Annotated in this window: 27 protein-coding genes; 18 read left to right on the forward strand and 9 right to left on the reverse strand. The window is 49.7% G+C overall.

Translation table 11 applies throughout. The features are described 5' to 3' along the window. From rplS to KJY73_RS05730, 3 genes are all read left to right on the forward strand, one after another. Nucleotides 1–360: a 50S ribosomal protein L19 gene (rplS, locus tag KJY73_RS05720; RefSeq protein WP_206592851.1), complete on the forward strand. Its 360-nt coding sequence runs from the start codon at nt 1–3 to the stop codon at nt 358–360. 144 nt (nt 361–504) lie between these two features. Then, on the forward strand, nt 505–819 hold the full coding sequence (locus KJY73_RS05725) for an ArsR/SmtB family transcription factor (RefSeq protein ID WP_214341232.1): 315 nt from the start codon (nt 505–507) through the stop codon (nt 817–819). After that, nucleotides 806–1228 (forward strand): SRPBCC domain-containing protein, encoded by a 423-nt coding sequence (locus tag KJY73_RS05730; protein ID WP_214341235.1) that lies wholly within the window; start codon nt 806–808, stop codon nt 1226–1228. Before KJY73_RS05725 ends, KJY73_RS05730 begins: the two co-directional genes overlap by 14 nt. A 184-nt stretch (nt 1229–1412) precedes the next feature. Here the strand turns inward: KJY73_RS05730 and KJY73_RS05735 are convergent, their stop codons facing one another. The 3 genes from KJY73_RS05735 to KJY73_RS05745 all read right to left on the reverse strand — a co-directional run bounded on the left by KJY73_RS05735 (nt 1413) and on the right by KJY73_RS05745 (nt 3884). Beyond that, a complete protein-coding gene (locus tag KJY73_RS05735) occupies nt 1413–1985 on the reverse strand; it encodes a hypothetical protein (RefSeq protein WP_408611361.1) in 573 nt (190 codons plus the stop codon). 121 nt (nt 1986–2106) lie between these two features. Then, entirely contained in the window at nt 2107–2571 is a 465-nt protein-coding gene (locus KJY73_RS05740) for a YaiI/YqxD family protein (RefSeq protein ID WP_206592855.1), read from the reverse strand. Between the two features lie 2 nt (nt 2572–2573). Continuing rightward, a complete protein-coding gene (locus tag KJY73_RS05745) occupies nt 2574–3884 on the reverse strand; it encodes a diguanylate cyclase (protein WP_214341241.1) in 1311 nt (436 codons plus the stop codon). 346 nt (nt 3885–4230) lie between these two features. On the opposite strand from KJY73_RS05745, the gene KJY73_RS05750 reads away from it, so the two are divergent. After that, a complete protein-coding gene (locus KJY73_RS05750; protein WP_214341244.1) occupies nt 4231–5766 on the forward strand; it encodes an AbgT family transporter in 1536 nt (511 codons plus the stop codon). 24 nt (nt 5767–5790) lie between these two features. Then, nucleotides 5791–6366: a DNA-J related domain-containing protein gene (locus tag KJY73_RS05755; protein ID WP_214341247.1), complete on the forward strand. Its 576-nt coding sequence runs from the start codon at nt 5791–5793 to the stop codon at nt 6364–6366. On the opposite strand, the gene KJY73_RS05760 is transcribed toward KJY73_RS05755, so the two are convergent. Continuing rightward, nucleotides 6348–8024, reverse strand: coding sequence for a methyl-accepting chemotaxis protein (locus KJY73_RS05760; RefSeq protein WP_214341249.1), 1677 nt, complete (start codon nt 8022–8024; stop codon nt 6348–6350). The two genes, KJY73_RS05755 and KJY73_RS05760, sit on opposite strands and share 19 nt — an antisense overlap. 345 nt (nt 8025–8369) lie before the next feature. Here KJY73_RS05760 and KJY73_RS05765 point away from each other — a divergent pair, with 345 nt between their 5' ends. Beyond that, nucleotides 8370–9461 carry a 3-deoxy-7-phosphoheptulonate synthase gene (locus KJY73_RS05765; protein WP_206592859.1) on the forward strand — a complete coding sequence of 364 codons (1092 nt, stop codon included), beginning with the start codon at nt 8370–8372 and terminating at the stop codon, nt 9459–9461. A 2-nt stretch (nt 9462–9463) separates the two neighbouring features. Then, on the forward strand, nt 9464–10591 hold the full coding sequence (gene tyrA, locus KJY73_RS05770) for a bifunctional chorismate mutase/prephenate dehydrogenase (protein WP_214341252.1): 1128 nt from the start codon (nt 9464–9466) through the stop codon (nt 10589–10591). A 37-nt stretch (nt 10592–10628) separates the two neighbouring features. Here the strand turns inward: tyrA and KJY73_RS05775 are convergent, their stop codons facing one another. Then, a complete protein-coding gene (locus tag KJY73_RS05775; RefSeq protein WP_206592861.1) occupies nt 10629–11228 on the reverse strand; it encodes a TetR/AcrR family transcriptional regulator in 600 nt (199 codons plus the stop codon). A 175-nt stretch (nt 11229–11403) separates the two neighbouring features. Between KJY73_RS05775 and KJY73_RS05780 the strand changes: the two genes are divergently transcribed. From KJY73_RS05780 to KJY73_RS05790, 3 genes are all read left to right on the forward strand, one after another. After that, the gene (locus KJY73_RS05780; protein ID WP_232848401.1) at nt 11404–12447 is read left to right on the forward strand and encodes an MBL fold metallo-hydrolase; all 1044 of its coding nucleotides are present in this window, start codon (nt 11404–11406) and stop codon (nt 12445–12447) included. Between the two features lie 12 nt (nt 12448–12459). Next, the gene (locus KJY73_RS05785) at nt 12460–12837 is read left to right on the forward strand and encodes an antibiotic biosynthesis monooxygenase family protein (RefSeq protein ID WP_214341268.1); all 378 of its coding nucleotides are present in this window, start codon (nt 12460–12462) and stop codon (nt 12835–12837) included. A gap of 259 nt (nt 12838–13096) precedes the next feature. Then, nucleotides 13097–13750 (forward strand): glutathione S-transferase family protein, encoded by a 654-nt coding sequence (locus KJY73_RS05790; protein WP_214341270.1) that lies wholly within the window; start codon nt 13097–13099, stop codon nt 13748–13750. 61 nt (nt 13751–13811) lie between these two features. On the opposite strand, the gene pheA is transcribed toward KJY73_RS05790, so the two are convergent. The 4 genes from pheA to yciH form a co-directional block, all read right to left on the reverse strand. Further along, nucleotides 13812–14999: a prephenate dehydratase gene (gene pheA, locus KJY73_RS05795; RefSeq protein WP_206592865.1), complete on the reverse strand. Its 1188-nt coding sequence runs from the start codon at nt 14997–14999 to the stop codon at nt 13812–13814. A gap of 197 nt (nt 15000–15196) precedes the next feature. Next, complete coding sequence (locus KJY73_RS05800; RefSeq protein WP_214341272.1) at nt 15197–17569, reverse strand: penicillin acylase family protein; 2373 nt, start codon at nt 17567–17569, stop codon at nt 15197–15199. A 119-nt stretch (nt 17570–17688) separates the two neighbouring features. Continuing rightward, on the reverse strand, nt 17689–18486 hold the full coding sequence (locus tag KJY73_RS05805) for a response regulator (RefSeq protein WP_214341274.1): 798 nt from the start codon (nt 18484–18486) through the stop codon (nt 17689–17691). A 37-nt stretch (nt 18487–18523) separates the two neighbouring features. Then, nucleotides 18524–18844: a stress response translation initiation inhibitor YciH gene (yciH, locus tag KJY73_RS05810; RefSeq protein ID WP_206592868.1), complete on the reverse strand. Its 321-nt coding sequence runs from the start codon at nt 18842–18844 to the stop codon at nt 18524–18526. Between the two features lie 174 nt (nt 18845–19018). Here yciH and KJY73_RS05815 point away from each other — a divergent pair, with 174 nt between their 5' ends. From KJY73_RS05815 to KJY73_RS05850, 8 genes are all read left to right on the forward strand, one after another. Further along, nucleotides 19019–19474, forward strand: a complete 456-nt coding sequence (locus KJY73_RS05815) for a GNAT family N-acetyltransferase (protein ID WP_206592869.1) — start codon at nt 19019–19021, stop codon at nt 19472–19474. 133 nt (nt 19475–19607) lie between these two features. After that, complete coding sequence (locus tag KJY73_RS05820; RefSeq protein WP_214341277.1) at nt 19608–20624, forward strand: Fe(3+) ABC transporter substrate-binding protein; 1017 nt, start codon at nt 19608–19610, stop codon at nt 20622–20624. A 58-nt stretch (nt 20625–20682) separates the two neighbouring features. Beyond that, nucleotides 20683–22320 carry an ABC transporter permease gene (locus KJY73_RS05825; RefSeq protein WP_408611362.1) on the forward strand — a complete coding sequence of 546 codons (1638 nt, stop codon included), beginning with the start codon at nt 20683–20685 and terminating at the stop codon, nt 22318–22320. Then, the gene (locus KJY73_RS05830) at nt 22320–23387 is read left to right on the forward strand and encodes an ABC transporter ATP-binding protein (RefSeq protein ID WP_214341280.1); all 1068 of its coding nucleotides are present in this window, start codon (nt 22320–22322) and stop codon (nt 23385–23387) included. The genes KJY73_RS05825 and KJY73_RS05830 overlap by 1 nt, the downstream gene beginning before the upstream one ends. Beyond that, nucleotides 23384–24166 carry a S1/P1 nuclease gene (locus tag KJY73_RS05835; protein WP_214341284.1) on the forward strand — a complete coding sequence of 261 codons (783 nt, stop codon included), beginning with the start codon at nt 23384–23386 and terminating at the stop codon, nt 24164–24166. Before KJY73_RS05830 ends, KJY73_RS05835 begins: the two co-directional genes overlap by 4 nt. 60 nt (nt 24167–24226) lie before the next feature. Continuing rightward, on the forward strand, nt 24227–25219 hold the full coding sequence (locus tag KJY73_RS05840; protein WP_214341287.1) for an NAD(P)/FAD-dependent oxidoreductase: 993 nt from the start codon (nt 24227–24229) through the stop codon (nt 25217–25219). A gap of 75 nt (nt 25220–25294) precedes the next feature. Further along, the gene (locus KJY73_RS05845) at nt 25295–26002 is read left to right on the forward strand and encodes an EAL domain-containing protein (RefSeq protein WP_232848402.1); all 708 of its coding nucleotides are present in this window, start codon (nt 25295–25297) and stop codon (nt 26000–26002) included. Beyond that, nucleotides 25992–26432, forward strand: a complete 441-nt coding sequence (locus KJY73_RS05850) for a tellurite resistance TerB family protein (RefSeq protein ID WP_214341293.1) — start codon at nt 25992–25994, stop codon at nt 26430–26432. The genes KJY73_RS05845 and KJY73_RS05850 overlap by 11 nt, the downstream gene beginning before the upstream one ends. Nucleotides 26433–26435 lie beyond the last annotated feature (3 nt).

A 26435-nucleotide genomic window follows, 5' to 3' on the forward strand; every position in this document is an offset into this window, starting at 1 on the left:
ATGAGCAAAGTCAATCAAGATATCATCAAGCGTATTGAAGAAGAACAGTTGAAAAAAGACGTTCCTGCTTTCGGCCCAGGTGACACTGTAGTCGTTCAGGTACGCGTTAAGGAAGGCGACAAAGAGCGTCTTCAGGCTTACGAAGGTGTAGTTATCGCCAAGCGTAACCGTGGTCTGCACTCTGCATTTACCGTACGTAAGATCTCCAGCGGTGAAGGCGTTGAGCGTGTATTCCAGACTCACAGCCCGGCTGTAGCTTCTATCGAAGTTAAGCGCCGCGGTGCGGTACGTCGCGCCAAGCTGTACTATCTGCGCGAGCGTAGCGGCAAGTCTGCACGTATCAAAGAAAAGCTTAATTAAGATTAATCTTCCGTTGACATACCTTACTGAAAAAGCCTGGCACTCGCCGGGCTTTTTACTTTTTAACAGACCAATAGAGTTTTCATCAAAATTAACTTCTGAATGGGTTTGACATGCAACCAAATGGTTGCATAAGGTTGTGCTATGGATATTTTTACTGCCCTTTCCGATCCCGTACGTCGCCAACTTATTGAAGCGTTGTGGCAGCGTGGCCCCTTGTCTATCAAGCAACTAGGCGAAGGCTTGCAAATCAGCCGTCAGGCGGTGACTAAACATTTGGACATGCTGATTAAGGCCAAGCTGGTGAGTGCCCGGTATGCAGGTAAAGAACGTATCCATGAACTTAACCCCAGGCCTATGGAAAAAGTGGCGCTGTGGTTACAACCTTTTGCAGAACAGTGGGATGACAGACTGTCCCGCCTCAAAGTCTATTTGGGAGAACAGCATGAGCAAGATTGACAGTATTAACCGGGCGCTGAAATTCAATGTGCCTATTGAGAGAGTCTGGGCGGCGATCAGCGATCCAACACAAGTATCCTGCTGGTTCGGTTCAAAAGCCGAATATCAACTAGAAACAGGTAGTGTAGGTTGGTTTGAATGGCCCCCTGAGATCTGTGCGGGCCGTTATGCCATGCGTATTGAGCAGGTTGATGCCCCGCATTATTTGGCTTGGCGCTGGATGGCTGAACCGGACCTACCCTTTAATGAAGCAACATCTACGCTGGTTGAATGGTGGCTCGAGGAAGCAGAGCAGAGAACACAGCTAAAGCTAAAAGAATCCGGTTTCTTATCCCACAAACAACAGCAAATGAATGTGCAAGGATGGCAGCAGGAACTTGATGAACTGGAAAGTTTTCTGCTCAACTAAACCTGCTATTCTCCGTTGCTTACCGAGAGAAACACAAAGCCAATGTGGAGCGTCCTCGCGGACGTCCTAAAACGCAAGGAAAATTCCAGAAGTTGCCTAAATGGAATTTTCTCTGCGTCCTTACCTCTTAACGCACCTTTTCGGTGGAATACCTCAGACGCTAACGGTTTGGAAAATCCAACTGCTAGTCCTGGTATCCCCAAGGGGCTTCTGGAACAGGGACTTCCTGAGTTAAGTCAAAGTCGACGCGGAATTCACGACCTTCCCGCACCAGACGGTAGGTGAAAAACTCGGGGTAAATATACATCTGCCAGGTATTGCCAATGGACTGTGGTATGCCCTGACTAACGAACAATTCCTTGGAATATTGATCGGCAGGGAAAGACTGTACCTGTGGCCAGCCTGCATCGACTGTGTGTCCACCATACATGGTGGATTCATCATAAGTGCCGTCTTTATGGCGATGATCGTGCTTGAGCGACAGTCCCGCGCCGGTTTTGGTGATTATCCAAGTGCGAGAGGCATCGTCACCAACGTGAAAAGGGATCTGTAATTCAGTATCACTGCACTTTCGCACATGCATAGTCAGAGGCTTTCCAGCCATGCTGCCCGGCCCTTGGTTGTCCACCGCAATTTTGCCGGCAAAGGCTTTGCCGCACAGCGCTTTCAGATGACTAAAAAATGCATCCTGACTGGTAATGGAGACCTTTGGAGCCTCTGCTATAACCTGGCTGGCTGATGCTAAGGGACTGAGCATGCTGATAAGCAGGACTGAACGGCTAAATAACCGCATATTATTTTCCTTATGGTTAGCTTTCCTGGCGATGACTATAGGGAAGCGCTGCGTGCTTTACAACAGCGCGCCTGGCCTCTCAGGTTCACTGGGGGCGTTTTTGCGATACCTGTCTGGCCAGATAGCTGTCTAAGCCATTGGCGAAGGCTTGTTTTTCCCTGGCACCTAAAGGCGGCGGCCCGCCGGTTTGGACGCCACTACTGCGCATGGTGTCCATAAAATCCCGTATATTCAGACGTTGGCGTATGGTATCCCGGCTGTATACCTCACCACGGGGATTGATGGCCTCCGCACCTTTGGCCATGACTTCGGCGGCCAGTGGTATATCGCCGGTAATGACTAAATCCCCGGCTTCAACCCGCTGGACAATCTCGTTATCTGCCACATCAAAGCCGCTGGCCACCTGAATGGCACGAATGACCTTAGAAGGTGGCGTACGGATGGGCTGATTGGCGACCAACCAGGTTGGCGTAGCGGTGCGCTCAGCAGCACGAAAGATTATTTCCTTGATCACCACAGGGCAGGCGTCGGCATCGACCCAAATCGTCATGGTCAACTTTCCTCACTAATACAAATGCGATTGCGGCCCAGGGCTTTGGCGTTGTACAGCGCTTTGTCTGCGCGCTCAAAACACTGCTGCATGGGCTCCATGGCCTTCAAGTCGGCAATCCCGAAGCTGCAACTAATAGCTAAGTCCAGACTGAATCGGGTCTCTTCCAAGGTGTCGGTTATACGCCTGGCGAGTGCGACAGCATCCTGAAGGGCGGCATTGTGACAGAGGATGATAAATTCTTCACCACCCCAGCGAGCCACCAGATCATGTTCCCGTACACAGCGGCGTAACACGTCAGCAAGTTCCTGCAAGATACTGTCACCAATTTGGTGGCCGTAAGTATCGTTGACGTTTTTGAAGTGGTCGATATCCAGCAAGATCAAACTACGACTTAATTGCTCAGGGTTACGATTATCCTGTAATACGCGGTGATCAAAATAATGGCGATTGTGCAGTTTGGTAAGCGGATCGTGACTAGACAGGTAGGTCAGTTCAGCATTTTTTTCTTCAAGTTCATGACGCAGTGTCTCTAGTTGCTGATTCTGTTCGGCCAACTTGAGACTGTAGCGACGGATCCACAAGTTCCACAGGGTGAGTATTAGAATCGCCGTTAGGGTGACAAGACCAATTTGCCATGCCAGACGACGGTTGCTGTTTTCAACTATACGTAGGTTGTTCCAGTGGTTTTGAATCTGCAGGTGTTGCTCTTCGCTTATCGTCCACAGCGCTTGGTTAATGGCGGGGAGTAAATTAGCTACGTCATGGGTGAGGCCAATACGCAGTTCATCTTGCGGGCCTCCCCAGCCAGATATTTTCAAGTCGTGCAGTGAATCTTGCTGAATATAGGCATTGATAGAGTAGAGCGAGCCAACAAATAAATCAGCTCTGCCATCCGCTACTGCCTGCAAACCGTCGCGTTCTGTACTGACCGCCAGGGTTTTGATATTAGGATAATGATTACGTAAATATTCATGCAGTCGATAACCCGCGGCGACAGCCATCACTCTAGGACCGACATGTTCAAAGTTCTGCAGAAAGGGCTGATCTTTTCTGGCCACCATGACATTGGGGGCATAAAAGTATACTTGGCTGAAAGTCAGATATTGATTACGTTCTTCGGTACGATTCAGCATAGGCGACAGTTGACAGTCGCCCCGTTCCAGCTTTTCCAGCGTCTCCCGCCAACTGGATGTGGGTTCAAGCTCCAGCGCTATTCCCAACTGCTGTGCAATCAGCGCCAGATATTCCGATGACATCCCCACATGCTGGCCATTTTCTATGGCTTCATAGGGCATCCATTTGGGATCCACGCAATACCTAAGTTTCTTGGGGGGGTCTTCTGCGTCTGGTTTTGCCTGCGCTTTAACGGCGGCAGTAGGGAAAACAAACAGAATCGCAAAAACGACGCTAATTATCTTAATTGGGCCAGATCCACTCAATCTTAGGCTCTTAATTGTTGTTTTTATTAGTGTAAGGGCTTACAGCTTTGATTGCCAATGTGATGTCACAAGGTTTTTACACCATCTTGGGTAAAAATACCGCGAATAGCGCCGATTCTGCCTTGTCTGATTTGCCTGAACGACCTACTGTGGCAAACTTCGCCTGATAATTTGGAATACGGACTCGTACCCATAACAACAATAACGGAGTGACTTAATGACAGCTCAAGCGAATTGGACCAGCCGGGCGCTGGATAAGATAGAGAAAGTCGGCAATAAGCTGCCAGACCCCGCAGTAATATTTTTACTCAGCCTGGTTATTGTCTGGGTGTTATCAGCCTTACTGTCCAACATGAGTTTCGATGCACTGGATCCACGTACCGGTAAAAACATCGAAGTACAAAATCTGCTAACTGGCGCCAGCCTGGCTGACTTTATGTCACGTATGGTAACTATCTTTACCAGCTTCGCTCCTTTGGGTGTAGTACTGGTATCTATGTTGGGGATTGGGGTCGCCGAGCATTCCGGCTTTATCAACGCTGGTTTAAAGCGGATGTTGGATTCCACGCCGAAATTCCTGCTTACCCCTTCTATTATCCTGGTTGCAATTGTTAGCCACACCGCTACCGATGCCGGCTATGTGTTGGTTATTCCATTGGCAGGTGTGATTTTTTATGCCATGGGCCGTCATCCTTTAGCAGGTATAGCCGCCGCCTTCGCTGGTGTCAGTGGTGGTTTTGCCGCTAATTTTGTGCCTTCAGCTATTGATCCGTTATTGCAAAGCTTCACCCAAAGCGCTGCCCACATTATTGACCCCAGCCTGCAGGTTAACCCCCTGAATAACTGGTTCTTTACCAGTGCCTCCAGCTTACTGATTATCTGCATTGGCTGGTATTTGACCGACAGAGTGATTGAACCTCGCCTGCAAGCCACGCCGGTGGACGGCGATCCTAAGGAAATTCCAAAGTTTGATGAGCTGAGTGATAAAGATCGCAAAGCGTTGCGCGCGGCAACCCTGGTGATGCTCGCCGGTATTGGTCTACTGGTGGCGGTATTGTGGCCGGTTGACTCGCCATTGCGTGCGCCTGATGGCGATTTGGCGTCCTTCTCAGCACCTGTGATGCGCAGTATCGTACCGCTGATCTTCTTACTGTTTATTATTCCTGGTGTGGTGTATGGCCTGGTGGCAGGTACCTTTAAATCCAGCCGTGACATTATTGGCGCCATGAGTAAGTCCATGGGCAGTATGAGCTATTACATTGTGATGGCGTTCTTCTGTGCCTTGTTTATTGATGCTTTCGGTAAATCAAATCTTGGCGCCTTGCTCGCGATTGAAGGGGCACAAGTTCTGCAAACCTTGCAGTTACCGTCCATGGTAACCATTGTGGGTCTTATCTTCCTGACTGCTTTTGTTAACTTATTTGTCGGTTCATCGTCGGCCAAATGGGCATTGCTTGGCCCCATTTTTGTGCCGATGTTGATGCAGTTGGGAATTTCACCGGATCTGACCCAGGCGGCTTACCGGGTGGGGGACTCGTCCTCTAACATTATTACGCCGCTAATGCCTTACTTCCCGCTGGTAGTGGTTTATTGCCAACGCTATGTAAAAGACACAGGTATAGGGACGGTGTTGTCGCTGATGCTGCCATTCTCTATCTGTATTATGTTGCTGTGGACGGCTTTCCTGCTGATTTATTGGGGACTCGGGCTGCCGTTGGGCCTGCAATCCAGCTATGTCTACCCAGCACTATAAGCATTTTATCAGGCGGCACCTTGTATGAGCCAGCCCGCCGATTTTGCCGGCCTGTTGCACCAGTTGTTGCAACAGGCGCCTGAGGGGCTGAGTGAATATGATTTAATCAGTCTGCTTAAATCCGCCCCCCATTGTATATTTGCCAGCGAATTGACACTGTCAGATCCACTGGTCATGTTCCAAACCCACTTTGTGTTGTTTCATCAGCTATATCAGCTGCGTAATCACCTGCGTCTTCGTCAGCAAAACGAGCTTCTTATCAGCGCGATGCGCATCCAGTTGCAGCCTTATCAGCCCGGCAATGCAGACATTACTGCCCACGATGGTCTGGCCGCTTACTATCTTAACTGGGATAATTTCAGGCAGACCAGCGAAGCGGATGTGACGAGTTTGCTGGATGATTTTTGGCGGCGTATGAGCGGGGTGTTATCCCCCGATGAACGACGTGCTGCATTAGCCATACTGGAACTGGATGACAGCGCAGATCAGGCTGCCATCCGGCGTCAGTATCGGCGACTAATGCACCTGCACCATCCAGATAAAGGGGGGGACCATGCCTATTGCCAGCAACTCAGTGATGCCTATCGTAAGCTAACCTGAAGCGCACTGCTGACTATCCGGGACGATTCCTGTGGCGCTTTTAGTGGGGTTGTCAGGGCCTCCACCACTTGATGTAAGTTGTTGGATGCATGCTTGACCGCGTTTGACACATCGGTACGTTCAGATAGCGCAATATAGGCTTCTGATGACTCAACCACCTGAGATGCACAGGCATTCATCTGCACTAACACCGCAGATTGGGCTTCCGCAGCCTGGTTAAGATCGCTGACGACAGATTCGATACCACTGACATCACTGACCAGTTCATTGAGACGCTGCAAAGCCGACTTAGCTTCATCAGCATTGGTAATACATTGATCGCGTCCTTTTAGCATGGCGCTCACCGCGTCGGCTGAGTCCTGTTGAAAGCCACTCAGCATGCTTTGGATGTCTGCGGTGGAATTCTGGGTTTTAAGCGCCAATGAGCGTACCTCATCCGCGACTACAGCAAAGCCGCGACCATGGTCACCGGCCCGCGCGGCTTCGATCGCCGCATTTAATGCGAGCAGATTGGTTTGGTCGGCAATTTCATTAATCACCCTGACAACCCGGGTGATGTCCGCACTCTTGCTCTGCAGCGCTTCGATGAGTTTACTGGTTTGCTCGGTATCTATCACCAGACGCTCAAACCCTTTGTTGGCATTATCAAAAATGTGGAAGCACTGATCGGCGTTGTGTTTGGCCTGATTACTGGAATGGGACACCATATCCGTTACTGTCTGTAATTTGGTGACTATTTGATTAAGGTTTTCCATACCCTGCTGCAACTGATGCGAGACGGACTGCTGATCATGGGCGCCTTGGCTGATGATTTTGCTAACATCTTGAAGGGCGTCAAACGAGTGATTTACCTCTTGTTGTGCTTGGCTAAGCAGGTTGACAGTGGTTTGCATCTTGCCCTGCATGTGACGTGTGGCGTCCGCTAAAGCCCCGAGTTCATGCTGACTTTGATAGCGGATTGGAGACTCATAGTGACAGTTCATGAGGTCTTTGACCCCTTGAGTAATTGACTTAGTGGGGCGGATAACCTGCTGGCGAAGTACATAGAGGACTAAGGCAACAGTAGAGAATGTCAGCAGCAGGCTGAGTAACAAAATGGAATTAATCGCGGCATCGGTGGTACTTTTCATGGCCGATAACTCGCTTCTGGCCAACCCGGCAATTTTATCCTCCAGGCTGGCTAATCGCGCAGCAGGTTCACGGTCCATGCCTTTTACCACCTTGTCGCCAAATTTAGGATCGTGGTTGGCCTGAATAAATTGCGCTAAGCCTTGACGGTACTGCTCTGCCATCGTTTGATGGGCTAGTCTGAATGCCTGTATCTCAGAGAGTATTTCAGGCGGCAGCCGATAGTGGCGTTCCAGATCATCCAGCTCCCGCTGAATCTGTGTTTCGTGTTTTACAAAGCTTTGCCAGTACTTATCCAGATTCTTTTGTTCATAACCGCGTAAAAGCACGTTTTTCCATTCCTGCACCTGAGTCTTAAAGCTGGCCAGAATCGCTGAAGTCTGCCGCTCAGCAGACAAAGTGTTCTGCTCCATATCCTCAAAACGCTGAATGATACGTTGGGTTTGATAAAGCGATGTCATATTCAGCGCAAACAACACCAGTAGGCCAAATAGAACAGGCAGGGAAATAATTAGGCTAAGCTTTTTCAAGTTGGTTATCTCGTAAGGCTAAAGCGAAGGGGTTGGCGGCAAGGCTATCTTTGTCATGTGACAAATTGATGATCGTTTGGCAGATTTTTCTGCCAATAAAGTTACAAACTCACATGGGCAGAGACACCGTACAGAGAATGTCTTTCAATCTCACCTTGCAACAGGATGCTTGAAATGATAAAAAGTCAATCGTCTGTTATTTGAAAAATAATCATGAAAGTAAACATTTTATTACACTCCTTGTTTAAAACCTCTCGATACCGCTGATTTTTTCAGTTTTGCACCTTTTTTGGTGCCAAAATTCCTCTATCATTTGTAAAGACACTCATACAGGTAATGACCGCCATGTTAAAAGATTCCATTCATAACGTTCACGTTTCCGGTGAACAAGTTCTGATTACGCCCGATGCATTAGCTAAAGAAATGCCGGTCAGTGAGCGTGCTCTTGAGGTGATTGCGCAATCACGTGCCACCATCGCTGATATTATTCATCGCCGTGATCACCGTTTACTGGTGGTGTGCGGACCTTGCTCTATACATGATATCGACGCCGCCAAAGAATATGCGCTTAAGCTCAAGCAACTGCATGAAGAAACCAAAGACACCCTGTATATCGTCATGCGCGTATATTTTGAAAAGCCACGTACCACAGTGGGGTGGAAAGGTCTGATTAATGACCCGCACTTAGATGGTACCTTTGATATTGAAGCGGGCCTGCGAAAAGCCAGAGAGCTACTAATTTGGTTGTCCGAGCTGGAGTTACCGGTGGCGACCGAAGCATTAGATCCTATCAGCCCACAATATCTCGCCGAACTGTTTGCTTGGTCGGCCATTGGTGCGCGTACCTCTGAATCCCAGACTCACCGCGAAATGGCCAGTGGCCTGTCTATGCCGGTCGGCTTTAAAAATGGCACGGACGGCAGCTTGGGTATCGCGATTAATGCGTTGCAATCGGCGGCCTCAGGCCACAATTTTATGGGCATTAACAAACAAGGGCAGGTGGCCATTATTCAAACTCAGGGTAACCCTGACGGTCACATTATTTTGCGCGGCGGTAAGCAGCCCAACTATGACTCGGTATGTGTATCTGAATGCGAGCAGCAACTGCAGGCGGCCAAGCTGAGCGCTGGATTAGTGGTGGATTGCAGCCATGCCAACTCAAATAAAGATTATCGTCGTCAGCCTCTGGTTGCCGCCAATGTTATGAATCAGATTCTGGAAGGCAATCAGTCTATTATCGGTATTATGTTGGAGAGTCATTTGAATGCAGGCAATCAGAGCAGCGACGGCAAGAAGCCCGCTGAGCTGGATTATGGTGTGTCTATCACCGATGGCTGTATTGACTGGGCCAGCACCGATAAGCTGCTTAAACAGACCAGAGAAAAGTTGATAACCATATTGCCAATGCGCATGAAGAAAATGAAACAAGCGAGCTAAGCATGACCGAGCATGCCGATCCCCTGGCGCCTCTGCGCCAGCAAATTGATGAGCTGGATAGTCAGCTGGTGGAACTCCTGGTCAAGCGCCTGGCGATTACTCGCCAAGTCGGAGAGATCAAAAGCCAGGTAGGTTTGCCAATCTACGTACCCAGCCGCGAGGCTGAGTTGTTAGCCAAGCGACGGGCAGAGGCCGAAGCCCTGGGATTGTCACCCGCCCTGGTGGAAGATCTGCTCAGGCGGATAATGCGTGAGTCTTATCAAACTCAGCATCAACGTTATCGCTGTTGTAATCCTGAACTTGGCAAAGCGGTGGTGATTGGGGGGAAAGGTGCGCTCGGCAGTGTGTTCGTGGATATGTTCCAGCTAAGTGGTTACGAGGTTGCCATTTTGGAACAGGATGACTGGCAGAATGCCGACGCAATCTTTAACGGTGCCGGATTGGTGCTGGTGTCGGTGCCAATGAAGCTGACCGAAGAAGTGATTAGCAAACTATCGGGGCTGCCTGAACATTGTTTGTTGGCAGATATTACCAGTACCAAGTCAGGTCCGTTGCATGCCATGCTGGACGTGCATAACGGGCCTGTTCTGGGTCTGCACCCAATGTTCGGGCCGGATGTGCCCAGTTTGGTAAAGCAAGTGATTGTGGTGTGTCATGGCCGGTATGCAGAGCGCTATGGGTGGCTACTTGAGCAAATGCGCAGTTGGGGAGCAATTCTGAATGAAAGTACTGCCCAGGAGCATGACGATGCCATGGCATTTATTCAGGTCATGCGACATTTCTGTACTTATGTGTATGGCTCACATCTGGCCGGCGAGAATCCCGATCTGGAAAAGCTGATTCAGTTTAGTTCGCCTATTTACCGATTGGAGCTGGCAATGGTTGGGCGTTTATTTGCGCAGTCCCCCAATTTATACGCGGACATTATCTTCAGTAACAAACAGAGCCTGCCGCTACTCAAACGTTTTCGAGACCATTTAGACCAAGCGTTGAAGATGTTGGAAACCGGCGATAAAGCCGCCTTTATCAAAGACTTTTTCCATATTGGTCAGTGGTTTGGTGATTTTGCTAAGAAAAGTTTAGTGGAAAGTAAGAAGCTGTTGCTTAAAGCCGATGATGATCGCAGTTAAGTTACACCAGGGCGTCCTTGACGCCCTACCACTTTCATTACTTGTCAGCTCGATAGCGTGCTAAAAACATAGCAACGGTCTCATTGATAATATGCTGTCGCTGCGCGTTATCTGGCTCATCAAATCCATACAGGCGAGGGTAAAATAGAAAGGACTTCAGTTGCATAACAAACTGTTTGGCAGCCAACTCTATATCGTCAATTTTAAGTACGTTGGCAGCGACTGCCTGCGCCAGAAAAGTTTCCAGAAAGTTCATACATCCAACCTTACTTCCACTCAGGCGTTTTGCTAGTTCCGGTTGCTTGAGCATATGCAAAAAGGCCACTCTTGCCGTGCGTAAAAACTTTTCTGAACCAAGCATGTCGGCTTCTTGCTGGGCAATGTGCAGGAGCTGAGGCTGGATATCTTCATCAGTAATAAAGGTAATAGCTTTGGTGCTGCCAATCTGTTCGCGCATGCGGTCTAGAATGGCCTGAAATAGGGCATCTTTTGTTTCAAAATGATTGTACACCGTGCGTTTTGACACATTCGCCAACTGTGCAACCTGATCCATACTGGTTTGTTCCATGCCCTGTTGGTAGAACAATTGTTCAGCAGCCTCCAGAATGTGTTGTCGTTTCTGATCCGATAGTTTCATACATCACCTTATCTGATGCTTCACAGTTTACCTCTTTCAAAAAAAAATGCACTTAGCAGTTTACTTTTACTAAACCTAGCCTAAACTACACCGTGTAGTTTACATTTGGTTTTGTATGAAAAAACGGTTCAGTGCGGCAGGTTTCTTAGTTGCGTTAGTTTTAGGAGGGGGAGCTTTGAATAATCATCTCGTTGCCGATGGAGTGGTGTCGCCTGTCTCTCAGGCCAACTACCGCGATGGCAAATTTTTTAATGAAGAGGCGGTAGCACCAACCAGTCTAGCCAGAACTTTAGGTATTATGCTGCGCTTTTTTACCGAAAAGAAAGTGCATGCTGCACCTGACATCGTGTTGCCAGTTAAGCCGTTGTCCCGTGCACAACTGCTCGAGTTGCCAACTGATGCTTTGCATATGATTAAGCTTGGACATTCTTCCATTTTGCTTAAAGTTTACGGGGAATTTTGGTTGATTGACCCGGTGTTTGCCGAACGTGCCTCGCCTTTTAGTTTTATGGGACCGAAACGTTTTCATCCCACCCCTATTAGTATTGAAGAGCTGCCGGATATTGCCCGGGTGCTGATATCGCACAACCATTATGATCATTTGGACAAAGCAGCAATTTGTCAGTTACAGAGCAAAACAAGACACTTTATGGTGCCCAGAGGAGTTGAGTCCGACTTACAAAAATGGGGCGTGGCTGCTGACAAAATCATCAGTTTTGATTGGTGGCAGGAGCACAGTGTTGAGCAAGGTATGATTGCTTTCACACCGACCCGGCATTTTTCCGGACGGGGTTTGAGTGATGCTAATAATAGTCTTTGGGGCTCTTGGGTTATAAAGACACACAACGAGAGTTTGTTTTTCAGCGGTGACTCTGGTTACTTCCAAGGGTTTAAAGAAATAGGTCGGAAATACGGTCCTTTCGATATCACCTTTATGGAGACTGGTGCTTACGACTCTGATTGGCCCGATGTACATATGACGCCTGAACAAAGTCTCATGGCACACTTTGATCTGAGAGGCAAAGTGATGATGCCCATTCACAACGGAACCTTCGATTTGGCTTTTCATGCCTGGTACGAGCCCCTGGAGCGTATTCAGCAATTGGCTGATAAACAGCAGGTCCGACTGCTCACCCCACTGCCAGGTGAAGTACTTGGCAATGGAAGTTCCTTAACTACCGAGCGCTGGTGGCAAGCACTGGTTCCAATGTCCCGCTGAGGAGTGTTCACTATGGCATCTCTTTTTCCTGCTAATCAGCTATTCACCCAGATTAATGTATTCCGGGTTACTCCAGAAAATCAGAAACGGCTGGTGGAGTTTTTAACCCGCACGACAGAGGATGAAGTCAGGGCTATGCCAGGCTTTGTTTCTGCATCGCTGCACCAAAGCTTGGATGGCCAAAGCGTGACTTTGCTGGCGAAATGGCAGAGTGCATTAGCTGGCTGGGAAGAAAGCAACGCATTGCTTCCCTGTTTTAATCAGGCGTTGGAATTTGCCTCATTGGAAAGTGCTGTACATAAACCTGTAAGGTATTTTGAGCCTCAGGAGTTGCAAGTTATGGTGCTATCAGAGCCGCTGCGTCGTTTATCTGGTCGGCGGCTTAACTAACGTATTTCCCCTCCTGTGCTTTTTTATAAGCCTGTGTTCCCTTGGTTTCCGGTTATCGTCAAGTTACCTTGTTACAGCACTGGCCTTAATGGTTATCCCGCTTTCTGTTTTGTTGGTTATGTATCTGGCGGTTAGTAAAACGGCGCTGATTTAAAGGGGTGTGAGAAAGCGACGGGATATTCGGACTGTTTTTGACTGGAATAGGCACTGACTATTGCCTATCTTGTATTCGCCATTCAAACAAGAAAAGGAAATGCAGATGCCGCTAGTTGAAGACAATCAGTGCGACCTGGTGTTTTACACCAACCCCTGGTCGCGCGGGCAAGTAGTGCGTTGGATGCTTGAAGAAACTGGTGTGGCTTATCGTCAAGTCGTTTTGAATTATGGCGAGCAAATGAAAACGCCAGCGTATTTGGCTATCAACCCCATGGGAAAAGTACCCACTCTGGTCCATGAAGGGAAAGTAGTGACAGAGTGTCCTGCCATTTGCGCCTATCTTGCTGATGCCTTTCCTGAAGCAGCATTGGCCCCGCCTTTTTATGACAGGGCGGCTTATTATCGCTGGTTGTTTTTTGCCGCGGGTCCTCTCGAAGCGGCGATAGTGAATCGTTTGCTTAAGGTTGAGGTCAATGACGAGCAGCAGGCCATGGTGGGCTATGGTAACTATGATAAAGCCGTCGACGTGCTGGCGAAGGTGGTATCAGCCTCCAGCTATCTGGCCGGGAACAGATTCTCCGCCGCCGATGTGTATGTTGGCTCCCATGTGATTTGGGGCTTGCAGTTTAACAGTTTGCCTAAGCGTCCCGAATTTGAAGACTATGCAAAGCGTCTGATGGACCGCCCGGCCTTTATAAAAGCCAAAGCCATAGATGATGCTCTGGGTGACACACTCAAAGCGGCTGCACAAGACTAACGGTTTAGCTTTAAAGTTAGCGTCATGGTCATATCCTTTGACCATGACTTTCAATTGGCTATCAGCCCTGTAGTGCGTTGGCGGCAGCAACGCGGGTTGGCGTGACTTCTTCACTGGGATAGCAGCCCAGCACTTTTAATGAGCGGGTAATGCCACGCAACTGCTCGACGGCGGTTTGCATGGGGCCATCCTGCAAATTGGCTTCCACATCAATATAAAACATCTCTTCCCACGGGTTACCGTTGATCGGCCGTGATTCCAGCTTAGTCATATTGATCTGGTTATCCCGCAGGACCAGCAAGGCTTCCACCAAAGCACCAGGCTTTTGCACTGTGCTCATTACCAAGGTGGTTTTGGCCGGGATCTGCAGCGGCACGGTAACCGGTTTTCTGGCTACCACGATAAAGCGGCTGTGGTTTTCTTTTTGGTTGGCCAGGTTGGACTTAATTGGGGTCAGGCCATACAGAGCGCCACCCGGTGCACTGCCGATGGCAGCAACGCAAGGGTCCTGCATCTCGGAGACTTTCAACATGGCGGCCGAGGTGCTGTCGGTAGGTTTAACCTCAATATTGCCAAGCTCAGCCAGGAAATGACTGCACTGAGAGAATACTTGTGGATGAGCGTATAGCGTCTTAAGTTTACTGATATCGGTATCACAGGCGACCAGCAATGCGTGCTCAACCGGGTGGGTTAGCTCGCCAATGATCGACAGGCTAGTGTGCTGTAATACATCGAATACCTCGTTAATACTGCCTGATGAGGTGTTTTCGATAGGAAGCACTGCATAGTCTGCCTCACCGGTTTCCACTTTATGGATAATGGCATCGAAACTGGGGCAGCCAATTTCCATCAGTTCACCGGAGCGGCGGGAAAAATACTTTTGTGTTGCCAGATAGCTATAGGAACCTTTGTCACCCAAAAATGCCACGCGATTTAAGGGCTGGGCATTGTCAGGATTAGCCTTTTGCGCTAACAGCATCTGCTGATTAAGCACAGAATCTTCGATAATCACATGAAACAGGGCGGTAATGTACTGAGGTGTCAGCCCCAGCGACTGACCTTGCTTAATGAGTTTGATCAGCAACTGTTCTTCACGAACCGGATCTCTGACCTGCATATGCGCTTTGATTTTGGTTTCCGCCACCTGATTGGTGTATTGCTGGCGTTTAGCCAACAAGCTGAGTAACTCCGCATCTAACGCGCTGATATGTTGTCGTATCTGTTCCAGTTGTGCCTGATAGTCTGTCATCTGTGGTTCCTGTTGCTGATAAACGGGGTGTGATTTGCCCCAAAAAAGTCAAAAAAAAACCTCCCTGGTGGGAGGCTTTCTGTATTCGGCTTTTGCGCAGCCAACTACCTCCCGGATTCAGGTGAGGTAAAAAAATGCGCAAAAGAAAAATTAATCGTTCTCATGAGCCCGAATGTAAGGGGGCAGAGGCCCCCTTGTCAACCCCCAATTGGTTGCAGGGTAAGGTTGTAACGCGCAGGACCAGGTAACAGCCCGGTGCGCTGACCGCTACGCCAAGCTTCGTGGCCCACACCAAAATAGGGGGAAAGAGGATGGCCAGCCTGGCTGGATGGCATATGGAAGATAGCCTTGTCTTCGTGTCCTGGTGCGACCACTAAACGTTGGGAAGCACCTGAGCTGCTTTGTGCGACGCGAGGCATAAAGCTATCCCCAGCCAGTAACTCCTTAGGCATATCCGTGAGGTTGCCCAGCAGCGGTACAAAGGCACTGAGAGGATGGCGAATATCCACCGCGTTAAACTGCCCCCAGGTCAGCGTACGCCAGTCTCCGAAATCAGCGTCAAGCTTGGCCAGGCTGTCGGTTAGTGCGGCATTAAAGAGTTCCTGCCAACTGTCAAAATCACTGGGGATGAGGTGGGCAGGTTGCTCGCTGACCATTTGCCACAATGGTGCTTCCATCTGATTACGTACCGCATTGAAGTTAAAACGCCCTGAATGCTCCAGCATAAGGCGGTTCAAATCCTGATAGACCTTGTCCCTGAGGTTTAAGCGGAACTGGCGCACCAGCAAGTACCCCAAATCATGTTCCGAGGCTCTGGCTGTCCAGTTTTGCAGGGCTTCTTTGACCAGGGCTTTTTGTGGGTGATGACTACCAGGCAGCACACTGCTTAGCATAAAGTCTCGCCAGGGGGTTAGGAATACCGCTCGGTCGTCTAACTGAATATCCAGTAAGTCTTGCTCATTAAAACGATCTTTATTACGCAGCCCGTCGCGGATTTGTTGGTTGCGAGCACCCAGGGCATAGCCGCCATCGCCGATTTTGTCATACATGTCGCCGCCCACCACGCGAGAATTCGCCGTCCACAGCCTGTGTTCGGTGGGATTAATTACTTTGGGATAGTCCTCGGCGCTGCGATAGCCTGACCAGCCGGCGCTGCCATCGCTCCAGTCAGCGATGTAACGCCCATCGAAGCCATAGCGAATCGGCATAGGGCCGGAGATTGTCCAGCCGATGTTACCCTGGCTATCGGCCATCATCAGGTTTTGTGCTGGCATACCAGCCGTTGCCCCTACATCAGCCCCTTGCTCGACATTCTCAGCCAGTTCCAAGCCGATGAGATTAAGGTTAGCCCCTTGATTATCATGGGCCACCCAGCGCAGTGCCAGCGGTGTGCCATCTTCATCTTCGGATACCACAGGTCCCCAGATAGTCTCTTTTACCTGAATGGTCTGGGTGGGCGCCCCTTTGATGTTTATCTGCTGACTGACATAGTCAAAAGGTTGATAACCTGCAGGGGTAAGATATTGATCACCAGCCTCATTTAATTTGAGGCGGATAAGATCGCTCCAATCGCCGTAGCTGTTAGTAAATCCCCAGGCCAGCTTACCATTACTGCCCACCACCATCAGGGGGGTGCCTGGTAGCGTAACGCCGGTGACCTGATGGGCCTGGCCATGTTGTTGCCAGTTAAACTGCGCCTTGAACCAGATATTGGGAACGCGCAGGCCTAAATGCATATCGTCGGCCAGAATCCCCGCCTGATAGGGGCTCAGCGCTCCACCGACGGCCCAGTTATTACTGCCGATAGTGCGGTCTTCTGGTTGATTGTCCAGCATGACTAACTGCTGGTTATTGGAAGACGGCCAGCCTGATGAGGGCAGGGGACTAGTACTGCGCAGGCTGTCATCTATTGGCGCATCCCATTGACTCCCCTCGGGGTGTAAAAATGCATATAAGTCGGCAGGTAAATGGGCCTTCATCAGACTCAGGCTGAAGTCTCTGCGCCCGTCATGGTGTTGCAAGTCCAAATACATACTGTATAGCGTCAGCATGGTGTCGGCGGGTTGCCATTTGGCTGGCTCAAGGCTTAGCAGATAATATTCAAACGAGCGGGCGCCAAGTTGCTCCAGCCCCTGGTTTACACCTTCTGTATAGGCCTGGATTATCTTTTGGTGTTCCTCTGGCATGGTCGCTAAGATACGCTCGGCACGGTCGCGGAATCGGTGCAGACGAATTTCCTTATCGCGGTTTACTGCCGCCTCGCCAAACAAGGCTGATAGCTCTCCGGCTGAGTTACGTCTTAGTAAGTCCATCTGGAAGAAGCGTTCCTGTCCGTGCACAAATCCGACTGCGCGGGCTAAATCCAGTCTGTTCTGAGCGGTGAACACGGCCATGCCACTTTCATCCCGCGTGACGGTAACCTCCTGTTGTAAATCTGGCAGGCTTTGCTGGCCATCCAACTGCGGCAAGCTGGCGCGCAGTAACAAATAGGTACCGAGCAGAACCAGCAGAATAAGGCTTAGCAGGCCCAAAAAGGTGATTTTGAGGATACGGGATGTCGTCGAGAGCATGACGTAATTCCTTGTTTTTAGAACATCTTACGGTTATGCCGAAGTAAATTGAAGAGGTCGGACAAGAATAGGTTTATTAGGTATAAAAAAACCGGCCTTGGCCGGTTTTTTCTTAATCGTTATTGCCCCAGCAGGGAGCTTAACATTTTACGTACTTCGGCCGACTCAAAAGGCTTATCACAAAGAGCATTCACGCCAGTCTGCTGAATATTACTCATATGGGCGCTGTTTGCTTCTGAGGTCACCATAATAATCGGAATATGCGCGGTATCGGGGTTATAGCGAACAAACTCAGACAGCTCACGACCATCCATTTCCGGCATATTGTAGTCGGTAACCAATAAATCGAAGGCGTTATCTTTCAGAAAGGTGAGGGCCATGGCACCGTTTTCCGCTTCGGTAATCTTTTTCAGACCCATATTTTCTAACACGCGACGAATGTGGTTGCGCGCCATGCGGCTGTCATCTACCAACAATACACGTACTTCGTGGATATCAAACAGCTCAAGCTCAAGTTCTTCTGCATTGATCAGATCCAGTGTGGCATTCAGTGCGCGGGATAGGTGAATCGGTTCAAACGGCTTGGGCAGTATGGCAACAACACCGGCTTGTTTAAACTCTTCCAGCTTGGCTGGTCTGAACTCGCTGGATACCAGCATAAAGGCGACCGAGGCGGTTTTTTCGTCCTGCTTGATGGTTTTCAGCAGGTCCAATCCTGTGCCGTCTTCGAAATACATGGCACTGACCACCAGATCAACGCCGTGTTTATGAATATGTTCCAGTGCGGATTGAACGTTACCGGCGGTTTCGATCCGGCCGATTTGTTCCTTGGCCAGCATAGCACTGATGATTTTGCGTTGGGTATCGGACGGTTCAACCAGCAAAATACTCAGCTCGCTGCGGGAAATATGCTCCATTTGGGATCCTCAGTGACGATGTCTTGACGAAAGGCGGTTAGCCTCCGGCAAGCTTAACCTGAAAGCCTTTCTTTTCAAGCAATGCTTTTATCTTGTCGCGATTGTCACCCTGAATCTCAATCACGCCTTCTTTAACCGTACCACCTGTGCCACAGACTTTTTTCAGGTCGCTGCATAGCTGTTTGATGTCGTTATCGTCCATTTGCATGCCGTAAACCGTCGTCACGCCTTTGCCTTTGCGACCTTTGGTTTCGCGTTTGATACGGATAATGCCGTCGCCTTTGGGGGCTTGCTTAGCTGGTGTTGGTTCGGCAATGCGCCCGGTTGCGGTGGAATACACCAGAGGATTGTCGCTCATAGTCAGATTCTTGCTGCTGATTTGATGGGGCGATCTTAACCAACCTGGGCCACTTTGCCCAGACGCTTGATGGACTGATGTTGGCGGTGACCAACCTTGGCCTGCATTGGGGCTTCGGCTAGAATGCGCGGCACTTATAGCGGGCCGTTGGCGCCCTTTTGTCAGGATATACAGATGACCGATTTTATTCTTCGTCAGGCCGTTGCCCAGGATCTTGAGGCATTAACCGCCTTTAATCAGGCGATGGCGCTGGAAACCGAAAACAAGACCCTGGAAGCACAGACGCTGCGTCAGGGGGTTAACGGCATTCTTCAGCACCCCCATTACGGCTTTTATCTGGTGGCAGAGCGCGAAGGTGAAATCGTCGGTAGCCTGGCGGTAACTTATGAGTGGAGCGACTGGCGTAACAGCTTGTTCTGGTGGATCCAAAGCGTATACGTTGTGCCTGCAGCCAGACGACAGGGAATTTACTCCGCGCTTTATCATAAGGTGCAAGACATGGCTAAAGCGCAGGGTAATGTATGTGGCTTCCGCTTGTATGTGGAAAAGGAGAATCTTGTTGCTCAGGCGACATACCAGAAGCTGGGTATGCAGGAATGCCAGTATTTTATGTACCAAAGCAAAGCCTGAGTTTGATGCGGCCAAGGCAGAGTCTGAGACGGTGGATGACGTTCGTTGTTATTGAGAATTGTTATCAAAAAGGATAGAGTGACCGTCTTATCCTGTGCCGAACTGGCCGCTTGATCTTCGTAAGAGGGAAATTATGCTCAAACCTGTTTCTGTCCTTGCCCTTTTGTTATCTGCTGTGACCACCGTACAGGCGGCACAGGAAGTGAATGTTTATTCTGCACGTAAGGAAGCGTTAATTAAGCCGGTCCTGGATGACTTCACCAAGCAAACAGGTATCCAGGTTAATCTAATCACCGGTAATGCTGATACCTTGCTGTCCCGCATTGCTACTGAAGGCCAATTCAGCCCGGCAGACTTGTTGGTGACCACCGACGTTGGCCGCCTGCAGTGGGCTAAAGAATCGAATTTGCTGCAGAGCGCTCAGGCTAATGAACAGTTGATGCAATGGGTGCCCGCCAATCTGCGTGATCAGGACAATCAGTGGTTTGCCCTGACCAAGCGCGCCAGACCTATTATGTACGCTATCGACAGAGTTAAACCTGAAGAGCTGAATCGTCTGGAAGACTTGACCGACGCCAAGTGGAAAGGGCGAATCTGTGTGCGTTCATCCACCAATATTTATAACCAGTCTATGGTGTCGGCATTGATTGAGCAGCTTGGTGAGCAGGCTACGCTGGAGCTGGCAAAAGGCTTAGTGAAGAACTTTGCCCGCCCGCCCAAAGGCGGCGATCGTGATCAAATCAAGGCCGTTGCTGCTGGGCAGTGTGATATTGCTATTGCCAATACCTACTACCTGGCCGGTATGCTAACTGATGCGGATAAATCGCAGGTGGAAGCCGCTAAGAAAGTGAAGGTGTTCTGGCCGAATCAATCTGATCGCGGTACCCACGTGAATATCTCTGGTGCCGGTGTCACCAAACATGCGCCGAATGCAGAGAACGCCAACAAGTTACTGGTATTTATGCTGAGTAAAGATGCGCAGCAATGGTATGCCGAACATAACGGTGAATATCCGGTGCGCAGTGATGTGGAGTCCAGCGAATTGCTTAAAGGTTTTGGTGAATTTAAGGCCGAGTCTATCCCACTGGAAAAAGTGGGGGCGCGTAATACCGACGCCCTGATGCTGATGAATCACGCCGGTTGGAAGTAACGGATAAAACAGGGATAATGCGCGCCCACGCAGTTCAGAGGCAGAGCAAGGTTTGGCAATACTGAGATCCCCCAGTCCTTTTAGTGGCTGGCGAAGCATAACCTTGACGGCTGCCATACTGCTGGCGCTCCCTATTTTATTAGTCACATTCAGCCTCAGCCAGCCACAATGGCTGGTTTGGCAGCATCTGGCAGACACTGTGCTGTTGGATTATGTGCTCAACAGCCTGATGCTGGCCTTCGGCGTTGGGCTGGGTGCCATGCTGCTGGGGACTTCCCTGGCTTGGTGTTGCCATCACTATCAATTTCCCGGTCGCAGCTGGTTTGAATGGCTGTTGCTGCTGCCACTGGCAATTCCTGCCTACATTATTGCCTATTGTTATACCGGCCTGCTGGATTTTGCCGGTCCGCTGCAAACCGCCTTGCGGGAAACCTTTGGCTGGGACTACGGTGACTATTGGTTTCCTGAAATCCGTTCTTTAGGTGGTGCCATCACCATGCTAATCCTAGTGTTGTACCCCTATGTATTTATGCTGGCCAGAAACGCTTTTCGTGACCAATCGCAAAGTTTGTTGGAAGCCAGTCGCAGTATGGGCCAAAGCCCGCAACAGTATTTTCTGAAAGTGGCAGTGCCTATGGCCAGACCTGCCATTCTAAGTGGTACGGCCCTGGCTATGATGGAGGCCTTTGCCGATTTCGGCACGGTCGAATATTTTGGCGTTAGCACCTTTACCACAGGTATATTCCGTACCTGGTTTGGCATGGGCAATCATCTGGCAGCAGCACAGTTATCCGCTCTTTTGATGTTGTTTGTGATGGGACTGGTGCTCTGGGAGCAATACTCCCGTCGTAAAATTCAATATTACTACCAGGGCCATAAACGTCAGACGCAGGCCCGAACCAGGCCGTCCGAGGTGACGCGCTGGTTATTGTTTTCCTTTTGCGGCCTGATCCTGGCATTGGGCTTTTTACTGCCACTTGCCATGTTGCTGCACTGGGCCTGGCTGACAGGCCCTGAGCAACTGGACGCGCGTTTTTGGCGACTGGCCTGGAACAGCTTCTCACTGGCGCTGACGGCGGCATTGATCATTTTATTACTGGCCATGCTGTTTGCTTATGCCAAGCGACTGAAAAGCGATCCACTTATCAATGCGCCCGTGACGGTAGCAAAACTAGGGTATGCGCTGCCGGGGACTGTTATTGCGGTAGGGACTATGGTGCCGCTCGCCTGGTTTGATAAATCTCTGGATGCGTTGTTGCAAGCGTCTTTTGGGATCAGTACCGGTCTGCTGTTGTCTGGTACGGTGTTTGCGCTGTTGTTTGCCTATGCGGTGCGCTTTTTGGCGGTTAGTCTGCATCAGGTGGAAACAGGCCTTGCCCGGGTTAAACCCAGCATGGATATGGCTGGCCGAAGTTTAGGCTTAAGCCCGACAGGGGTCTTTAGCAAAGTGCATCTGCCGATGCTGCGGGCCAGTTTGCTTAGCGCAGTGTTACTGGTGTTTGTTGATGTGTTGAAAGAGTTACCGGCTACCTTGATTTTGCGCCCTTTTAACTTCGACACTCTGGCTATTCGCACCTATGAATTAGCCTCAGATGAGCGTCTGGCCGACGCTGCTGCACCAGCACTGCTGATCTTAGTGGCCGGGTTGCTGCCGGTTATTTTGTTGTCCAGAGCCATCAATAAGGAAACGGCATAATGTTGCAACTCGAACATGTGGCCATCAGTTATGGCACCAACAAGGTAGTAAAGGGCTTTGACCTGAGTTTGCTGGCTGGCGAAATCGGTTGTTTACTCGGCGCGTCGGGGTGTGGCAAGACTTCTGTTTTGCGGGCGATTGCCGGCTTTGAACCCATCAGCGAAGGTCGTATCGACTTACATGAGAAAAATGTCAGCAGCCCTGGCTCCAGCGTTGCACCAGAGAAACGCCGGATAGGCATGGTATTTCAGGATTTTGCCCTGTTTCCCCACTTAACCGTGGCAGAAAATATCGCCTTCGGCATTCGTGGTTTACCTAAAGTGCAGCAGCGTGAGCGGGTTGAAAGTTTGCTGACGTTGGTGGAATTGCAAGGGCTTGGTGAGCGATACAGTCATGCGTTGTCTGGCGGTCAGCAGCAGCGTGTCGCCCTGGCGAGGGCGATGGCGCCAAAGCCGGATTTGTTGCTGCTGGATGAGCCATTTTCCAGCCTGGATACTGAGCTGCGCGGCAGCCTGGCCACTCAGGTCAGGCAGATTTTAAAGCAGCAGGGCATTACCGCTTTGTTGGTTACCCATGATAAATCTGAAGCTTTCAGCATGGCTGACAAGCTGGGGGTAATGGATCAGGGCAGACTATTACAATGGGGCTGTCCTGCCAACTTGTTCAGTCGCCCAGCCAGCTTACATGTGGCTGATTTTATCGGCAAAGGCGCAACAGTGAAGGTAGAGTATTTGGGGGATGGTCGGATAGCCGGTGATGTTGGCAATTGGCCATTAGTGAGCAATGTCAGTGTTGCCAGTGGCACATCATTGAGCCTGCTGCTCAGACCGCATCAGGTTAAAACGGATCCTACCTCTGAGCTTAAGGCCAGGGTGCTACGGCAAATATTTCGAGGCGCGGATTATCTGTATGAATTGCAATTGCCCGGTGGCGAGTTGTTGCTAAGCAGTATGCCCCTGGATTGCGAATTTAGCGCTGGGCAAAGCCTGGGATTGTCGCTGGATTTGACCAATGCGCTGCTTTTTGATGCCGCCAATGGTCACAATGTTTTGCTGGAGTCACAATGAAAACCTACCTTGCTTTAGTCTCCCTGGTACTTTCACTGCTTAGTGGCCAAGCGTTGGCCTGGGGTGAAAAAGGCCACCGCACTGTGGCACTGCTGGCCTATGCACAGTTAAGTCCGGCTACACAGCAGAAAGTTGATGCCTTGCTAAAGCTCAAAGGTTTTAAGGATATCGGCGAAGCATCAGTATGGGCGGACAAAATCCGTGAACAGAAACTACCTGCCTATGCGCATACCGGCCCCTGGCATTATGTGAATATACCGCGCGATGCAGAGGTTTTTGATATGTCGCGGGATTGTGCGCGCCCTTGCATTGTCAGTGTATTGAAGGAGATGCAATCTCAGCTTCAAAATGGTGATAAAGATAAGCAAGCTGAAGCCTTGGCTTTTGTGGTACATCTGGTAGGGGATATACACCAGCCTATGCATGTGAGTTTTGCCGATGACAAAGGCGGTAACACCACTAAAGTGAAAGTAAAAGGCGATGAAGTCAGTCTGCATTACTATTGGGACGGCCTGGTATTAAAAGGCTTGCCACGCTCCGAACAACTGGCGGCCAGCTTGATGGAGGGCAGTGATGACGTGCAGCGAAGCCAGTGGCAATCTGCGCCATTAAGTCAGTGGATTGCTGAGTCATTTAATCTGACAAGGCAGGTGTACGCCAATCAATCCAACGTCGTGGATGCTGGCCGGCAACAGCGGGATCAAGCATTGGCGATTAAGCGCCTGCAAGTGGCTGGTGCGCGTTTGGCTGCGTTGCTGGAGCAGCAGTTCAGTCGTTAAAGCGTGATCTTTTGTTGGCCTGGCACGTACATACTTTTTTTACGTTGAGTAATCCTTGCCATGGATATCGCAGTTGTAGGAGCTGGTGTTACCGGTAGCCTGATCGCCGCTTCTTTGCAAAAACAAGGGCATAAAGTCAGTGTGTTTGAGAAGTCTCGCGGCCGTGGAGGTAGAACCACCTGTAAGCGTACGCATTGGGGGCAGTTTGACCTCGGAGCGCCGTTTATTCGTCCAACACAACTACCCGTGTTAAACATTATAAGCGAATTGGAAAGTCTGGGTATTGCCCGGCGTTGGATGGTCACGCCTTACCACCGAGGTGAAACCTTTGTTTCTGAAAAAGAGAGCGCGCCAATTTATGTGATGGTGCCAGGAATGAATGCGGCATGCCATCATTGGCTTACAGGCTGCAGATTGGCCACGTCGGTGCAAATCACACATTTGCAGAAGACTCCCAAAGGGTGGATTCTATGGGATAGTACTCAATGCAAGTTTGGTTTGTTTGACTGGGTGATAGTCACCGCGCCCTGGCCACAAACTTACTCTTTGCTTGCTCCCTATGTATTGTTAGCGCCTTTGGAAGAGAGGCATTGGCAACCTTGCTGGGCTGTAGCAGTGCAACTGCAGTCAGCACTTCCTGACGCTATGCCCATTGTCTATTCCTCAGATTCATTGCTACAACTCGCGGTATTGGACAGTGCTAAACCTCAGCGTCAGTCACAACTGCAAACTTGGGTAATGTATCTGACTCATCAAGCATCTGCTTCATTAAGCGATGAGAGTAGTGAAGCGGTCAGTTTTAAGGCTCTAACAGCGTTAGCACAGATGTTCGAACGTGATGCCGTAGACACATTACAGTGTTATGCCCATTTTTGGCGCTATGCCAGACTGGCATCTGAAGCACCGCGAATTGCCCCTGTGTTTGATTCTGAATTGGGCTTGGCTGCTGTTGGAGACTGGACAGTTGGAGGATCTGTAGAAGCATCAATCAAGGCTGCAACACAATTTTGTCAGCAATTTGGCGAAAACTTTTGTTATGCTCAAGTAAAATAATCAGCACAAGAACCTGATTGTATGGACAATTGCCGCCGATGTGATTGTGATGTACCGCTTGAATTTGACATTGCTATGGCTTTTCAGCCAATAGTAGATTTGCATACCCGTACCCTTTTCGCTTACGAAGCACTCGTGAGAGGCGTTAATGGGGAGGGGGCAGGGCAAGTGTTGTCTAAAGTAACAGAAAAAAACCGCTATAGTTTTGATCAAACCTGCCGTACCACCGCCATTCGAATTGCTTCAGAACTGGGATGTAATACCCGGTTGAGCATCAACTTTTTGCCAAACGCAGTTTATGAACCTGAGGCGTGCCTGAGAGAGACGCTAAAAGCAGCCCAAAAATATGGGTTCCCTTATCAGAGTATTATTTTTGAGGTGACTGAACACGAAAAGGTCGATGTTGCAAAAATTCTGGATATTTTTCGTACTTACCAAAAGCAGGGATTTATGACCGCGATAGATGATTTCGGCGAAGGCTATTCCGGTCTTAATCTGTTGGCGATGTTTCAGCCTGATATTATTAAACTGGATATGCTGTTAATCCGAGGTATTGACAAAGATCCCGCCAAGCAAGCCATCTTTAATGGCATGGCGTTAATTACCGAGCGTCTCGGTATTAAGCTTCTGGCTGAGGGGGTGGAAACTGAAGGCGAATTTACTTACCTACGGGAGAAAGGCGTGCGTTACATGCAAGGTTACTACATTTGCAAACCTCTGTTTATGAACCTGGCTGATGAGAAGCAGGTGTTCGGTGAACTAGACAGGCACTATGATCAGTAAGGTCAAAAAATGGTTGCAGTTGAGGTTGGAACCAGCGTCAACCAGCCAAGCTCTAGGAATAGATCTTGCCACTGCTGTGTTGTATGTCGAAGTCGCCCGTGCCGATAATCAGTTTGAAGAGAGTGAAATTCAGTTTCTTACTCAACTGTTGAAAAAGGAATTTTCAGTATCTGAATCTCAAGCACAGGCGTTAGTTCGGGATTCCAGACAACATGCGGAACAGGCGGCTGACTTAGTCAGTTTTACCCGGCTCTTAAACCAGCAATATAGCGGTACACAGAAAGTTCAGATCCTCGAAAACCTCTGGCAGCTGGCCTATGCTGATGGGCACCTGGATAGCCATGAAGAGCATATTATCCGCCGTATTGCGGACCTGCTGTATATCCCCCACAGCCAGTTTATTCAGGCCAAAATTAAGGCGCAGGATTAGCGC

Origin of the sequence: Bowmanella yangjiangensis (genome assembly GCF_018531185.1) — a bacterium.
Classification (GTDB): Bacteria; Pseudomonadota; Gammaproteobacteria; order Enterobacterales; family Alteromonadaceae; genus Bowmanella; species Bowmanella yangjiangensis.

Coding starts and splice junctions, on each gene's coding strand:
- KJY73_RS05815 (WP_206592869.1), top strand. CDS start 19,019: ATGACCGATTTTATTCTTCGTCAGGCCGTTGCCCAGGATCTTGAGGCA.
- rplS (WP_206592851.1), top strand. CDS start 1: ATGAGCAAAGTCAATCAAGATATCATCAAGCGTATTGAAGAAGAACAG.
- KJY73_RS05805 (WP_214341274.1), bottom strand. CDS start 18,486: ATGGAGCATATTTCCCGCAGCGAGCTGAGTATTTTGCTGGTTGAACCG.
- yciH (WP_206592868.1), bottom strand. CDS start 18,844: ATGAGCGACAATCCTCTGGTGTATTCCACCGCAACCGGGCGCATTGCC.
- KJY73_RS05730 (WP_214341235.1), top strand. CDS start 806: ATGAGCAAGATTGACAGTATTAACCGGGCGCTGAAATTCAATGTGCCT.
- KJY73_RS05740 (WP_206592855.1), bottom strand. CDS start 2,571: ATGACGATTTGGGTCGATGCCGACGCCTGCCCTGTGGTGATCAAGGAA.
- KJY73_RS05750 (WP_214341244.1), top strand. CDS start 4,231: ATGACAGCTCAAGCGAATTGGACCAGCCGGGCGCTGGATAAGATAGAG.
- KJY73_RS05790 (WP_214341270.1), top strand. CDS start 13,097: ATGCCGCTAGTTGAAGACAATCAGTGCGACCTGGTGTTTTACACCAAC.
- KJY73_RS05775 (WP_206592861.1), bottom strand. CDS start 11,228: ATGAAACTATCGGATCAGAAACGACAACACATTCTGGAGGCTGCTGAA.
- pheA (WP_206592865.1), bottom strand. CDS start 14,999: ATGACAGACTATCAGGCACAACTGGAACAGATACGACAACATATCAGC.
- KJY73_RS05735 (WP_408611361.1), bottom strand. CDS start 1,985: ATGCTCAGTCCCTTAGCATCAGCCAGCCAGGTTATAGCAGAGGCTCCA.
- KJY73_RS05820 (WP_214341277.1), top strand. CDS start 19,608: ATGCTCAAACCTGTTTCTGTCCTTGCCCTTTTGTTATCTGCTGTGACC.
- KJY73_RS05765 (WP_206592859.1), top strand. CDS start 8,370: ATGTTAAAAGATTCCATTCATAACGTTCACGTTTCCGGTGAACAAGTT.
- KJY73_RS05835 (WP_214341284.1), top strand. CDS start 23,384: ATGAAAACCTACCTTGCTTTAGTCTCCCTGGTACTTTCACTGCTTAGT.
- KJY73_RS05850 (WP_214341293.1), top strand. CDS start 25,992: ATGATCAGTAAGGTCAAAAAATGGTTGCAGTTGAGGTTGGAACCAGCG.
- KJY73_RS05755 (WP_214341247.1), top strand. CDS start 5,791: ATGAGCCAGCCCGCCGATTTTGCCGGCCTGTTGCACCAGTTGTTGCAA.
- KJY73_RS05845 (WP_232848402.1), top strand. CDS start 25,295: ATGGCTTTTCAGCCAATAGTAGATTTGCATACCCGTACCCTTTTCGCT.
- KJY73_RS05830 (WP_214341280.1), top strand. CDS start 22,320: ATGTTGCAACTCGAACATGTGGCCATCAGTTATGGCACCAACAAGGTA.
- KJY73_RS05800 (WP_214341272.1), bottom strand. CDS start 17,569: ATGCTCTCGACGACATCCCGTATCCTCAAAATCACCTTTTTGGGCCTG.
- tyrA (WP_214341252.1), top strand. CDS start 9,464: ATGACCGAGCATGCCGATCCCCTGGCGCCTCTGCGCCAGCAAATTGAT.
- KJY73_RS05785 (WP_214341268.1), top strand. CDS start 12,460: ATGGCATCTCTTTTTCCTGCTAATCAGCTATTCACCCAGATTAATGTA.
- KJY73_RS05840 (WP_214341287.1), top strand. CDS start 24,227: ATGGATATCGCAGTTGTAGGAGCTGGTGTTACCGGTAGCCTGATCGCC.
- KJY73_RS05725 (WP_214341232.1), top strand. CDS start 505: ATGGATATTTTTACTGCCCTTTCCGATCCCGTACGTCGCCAACTTATT.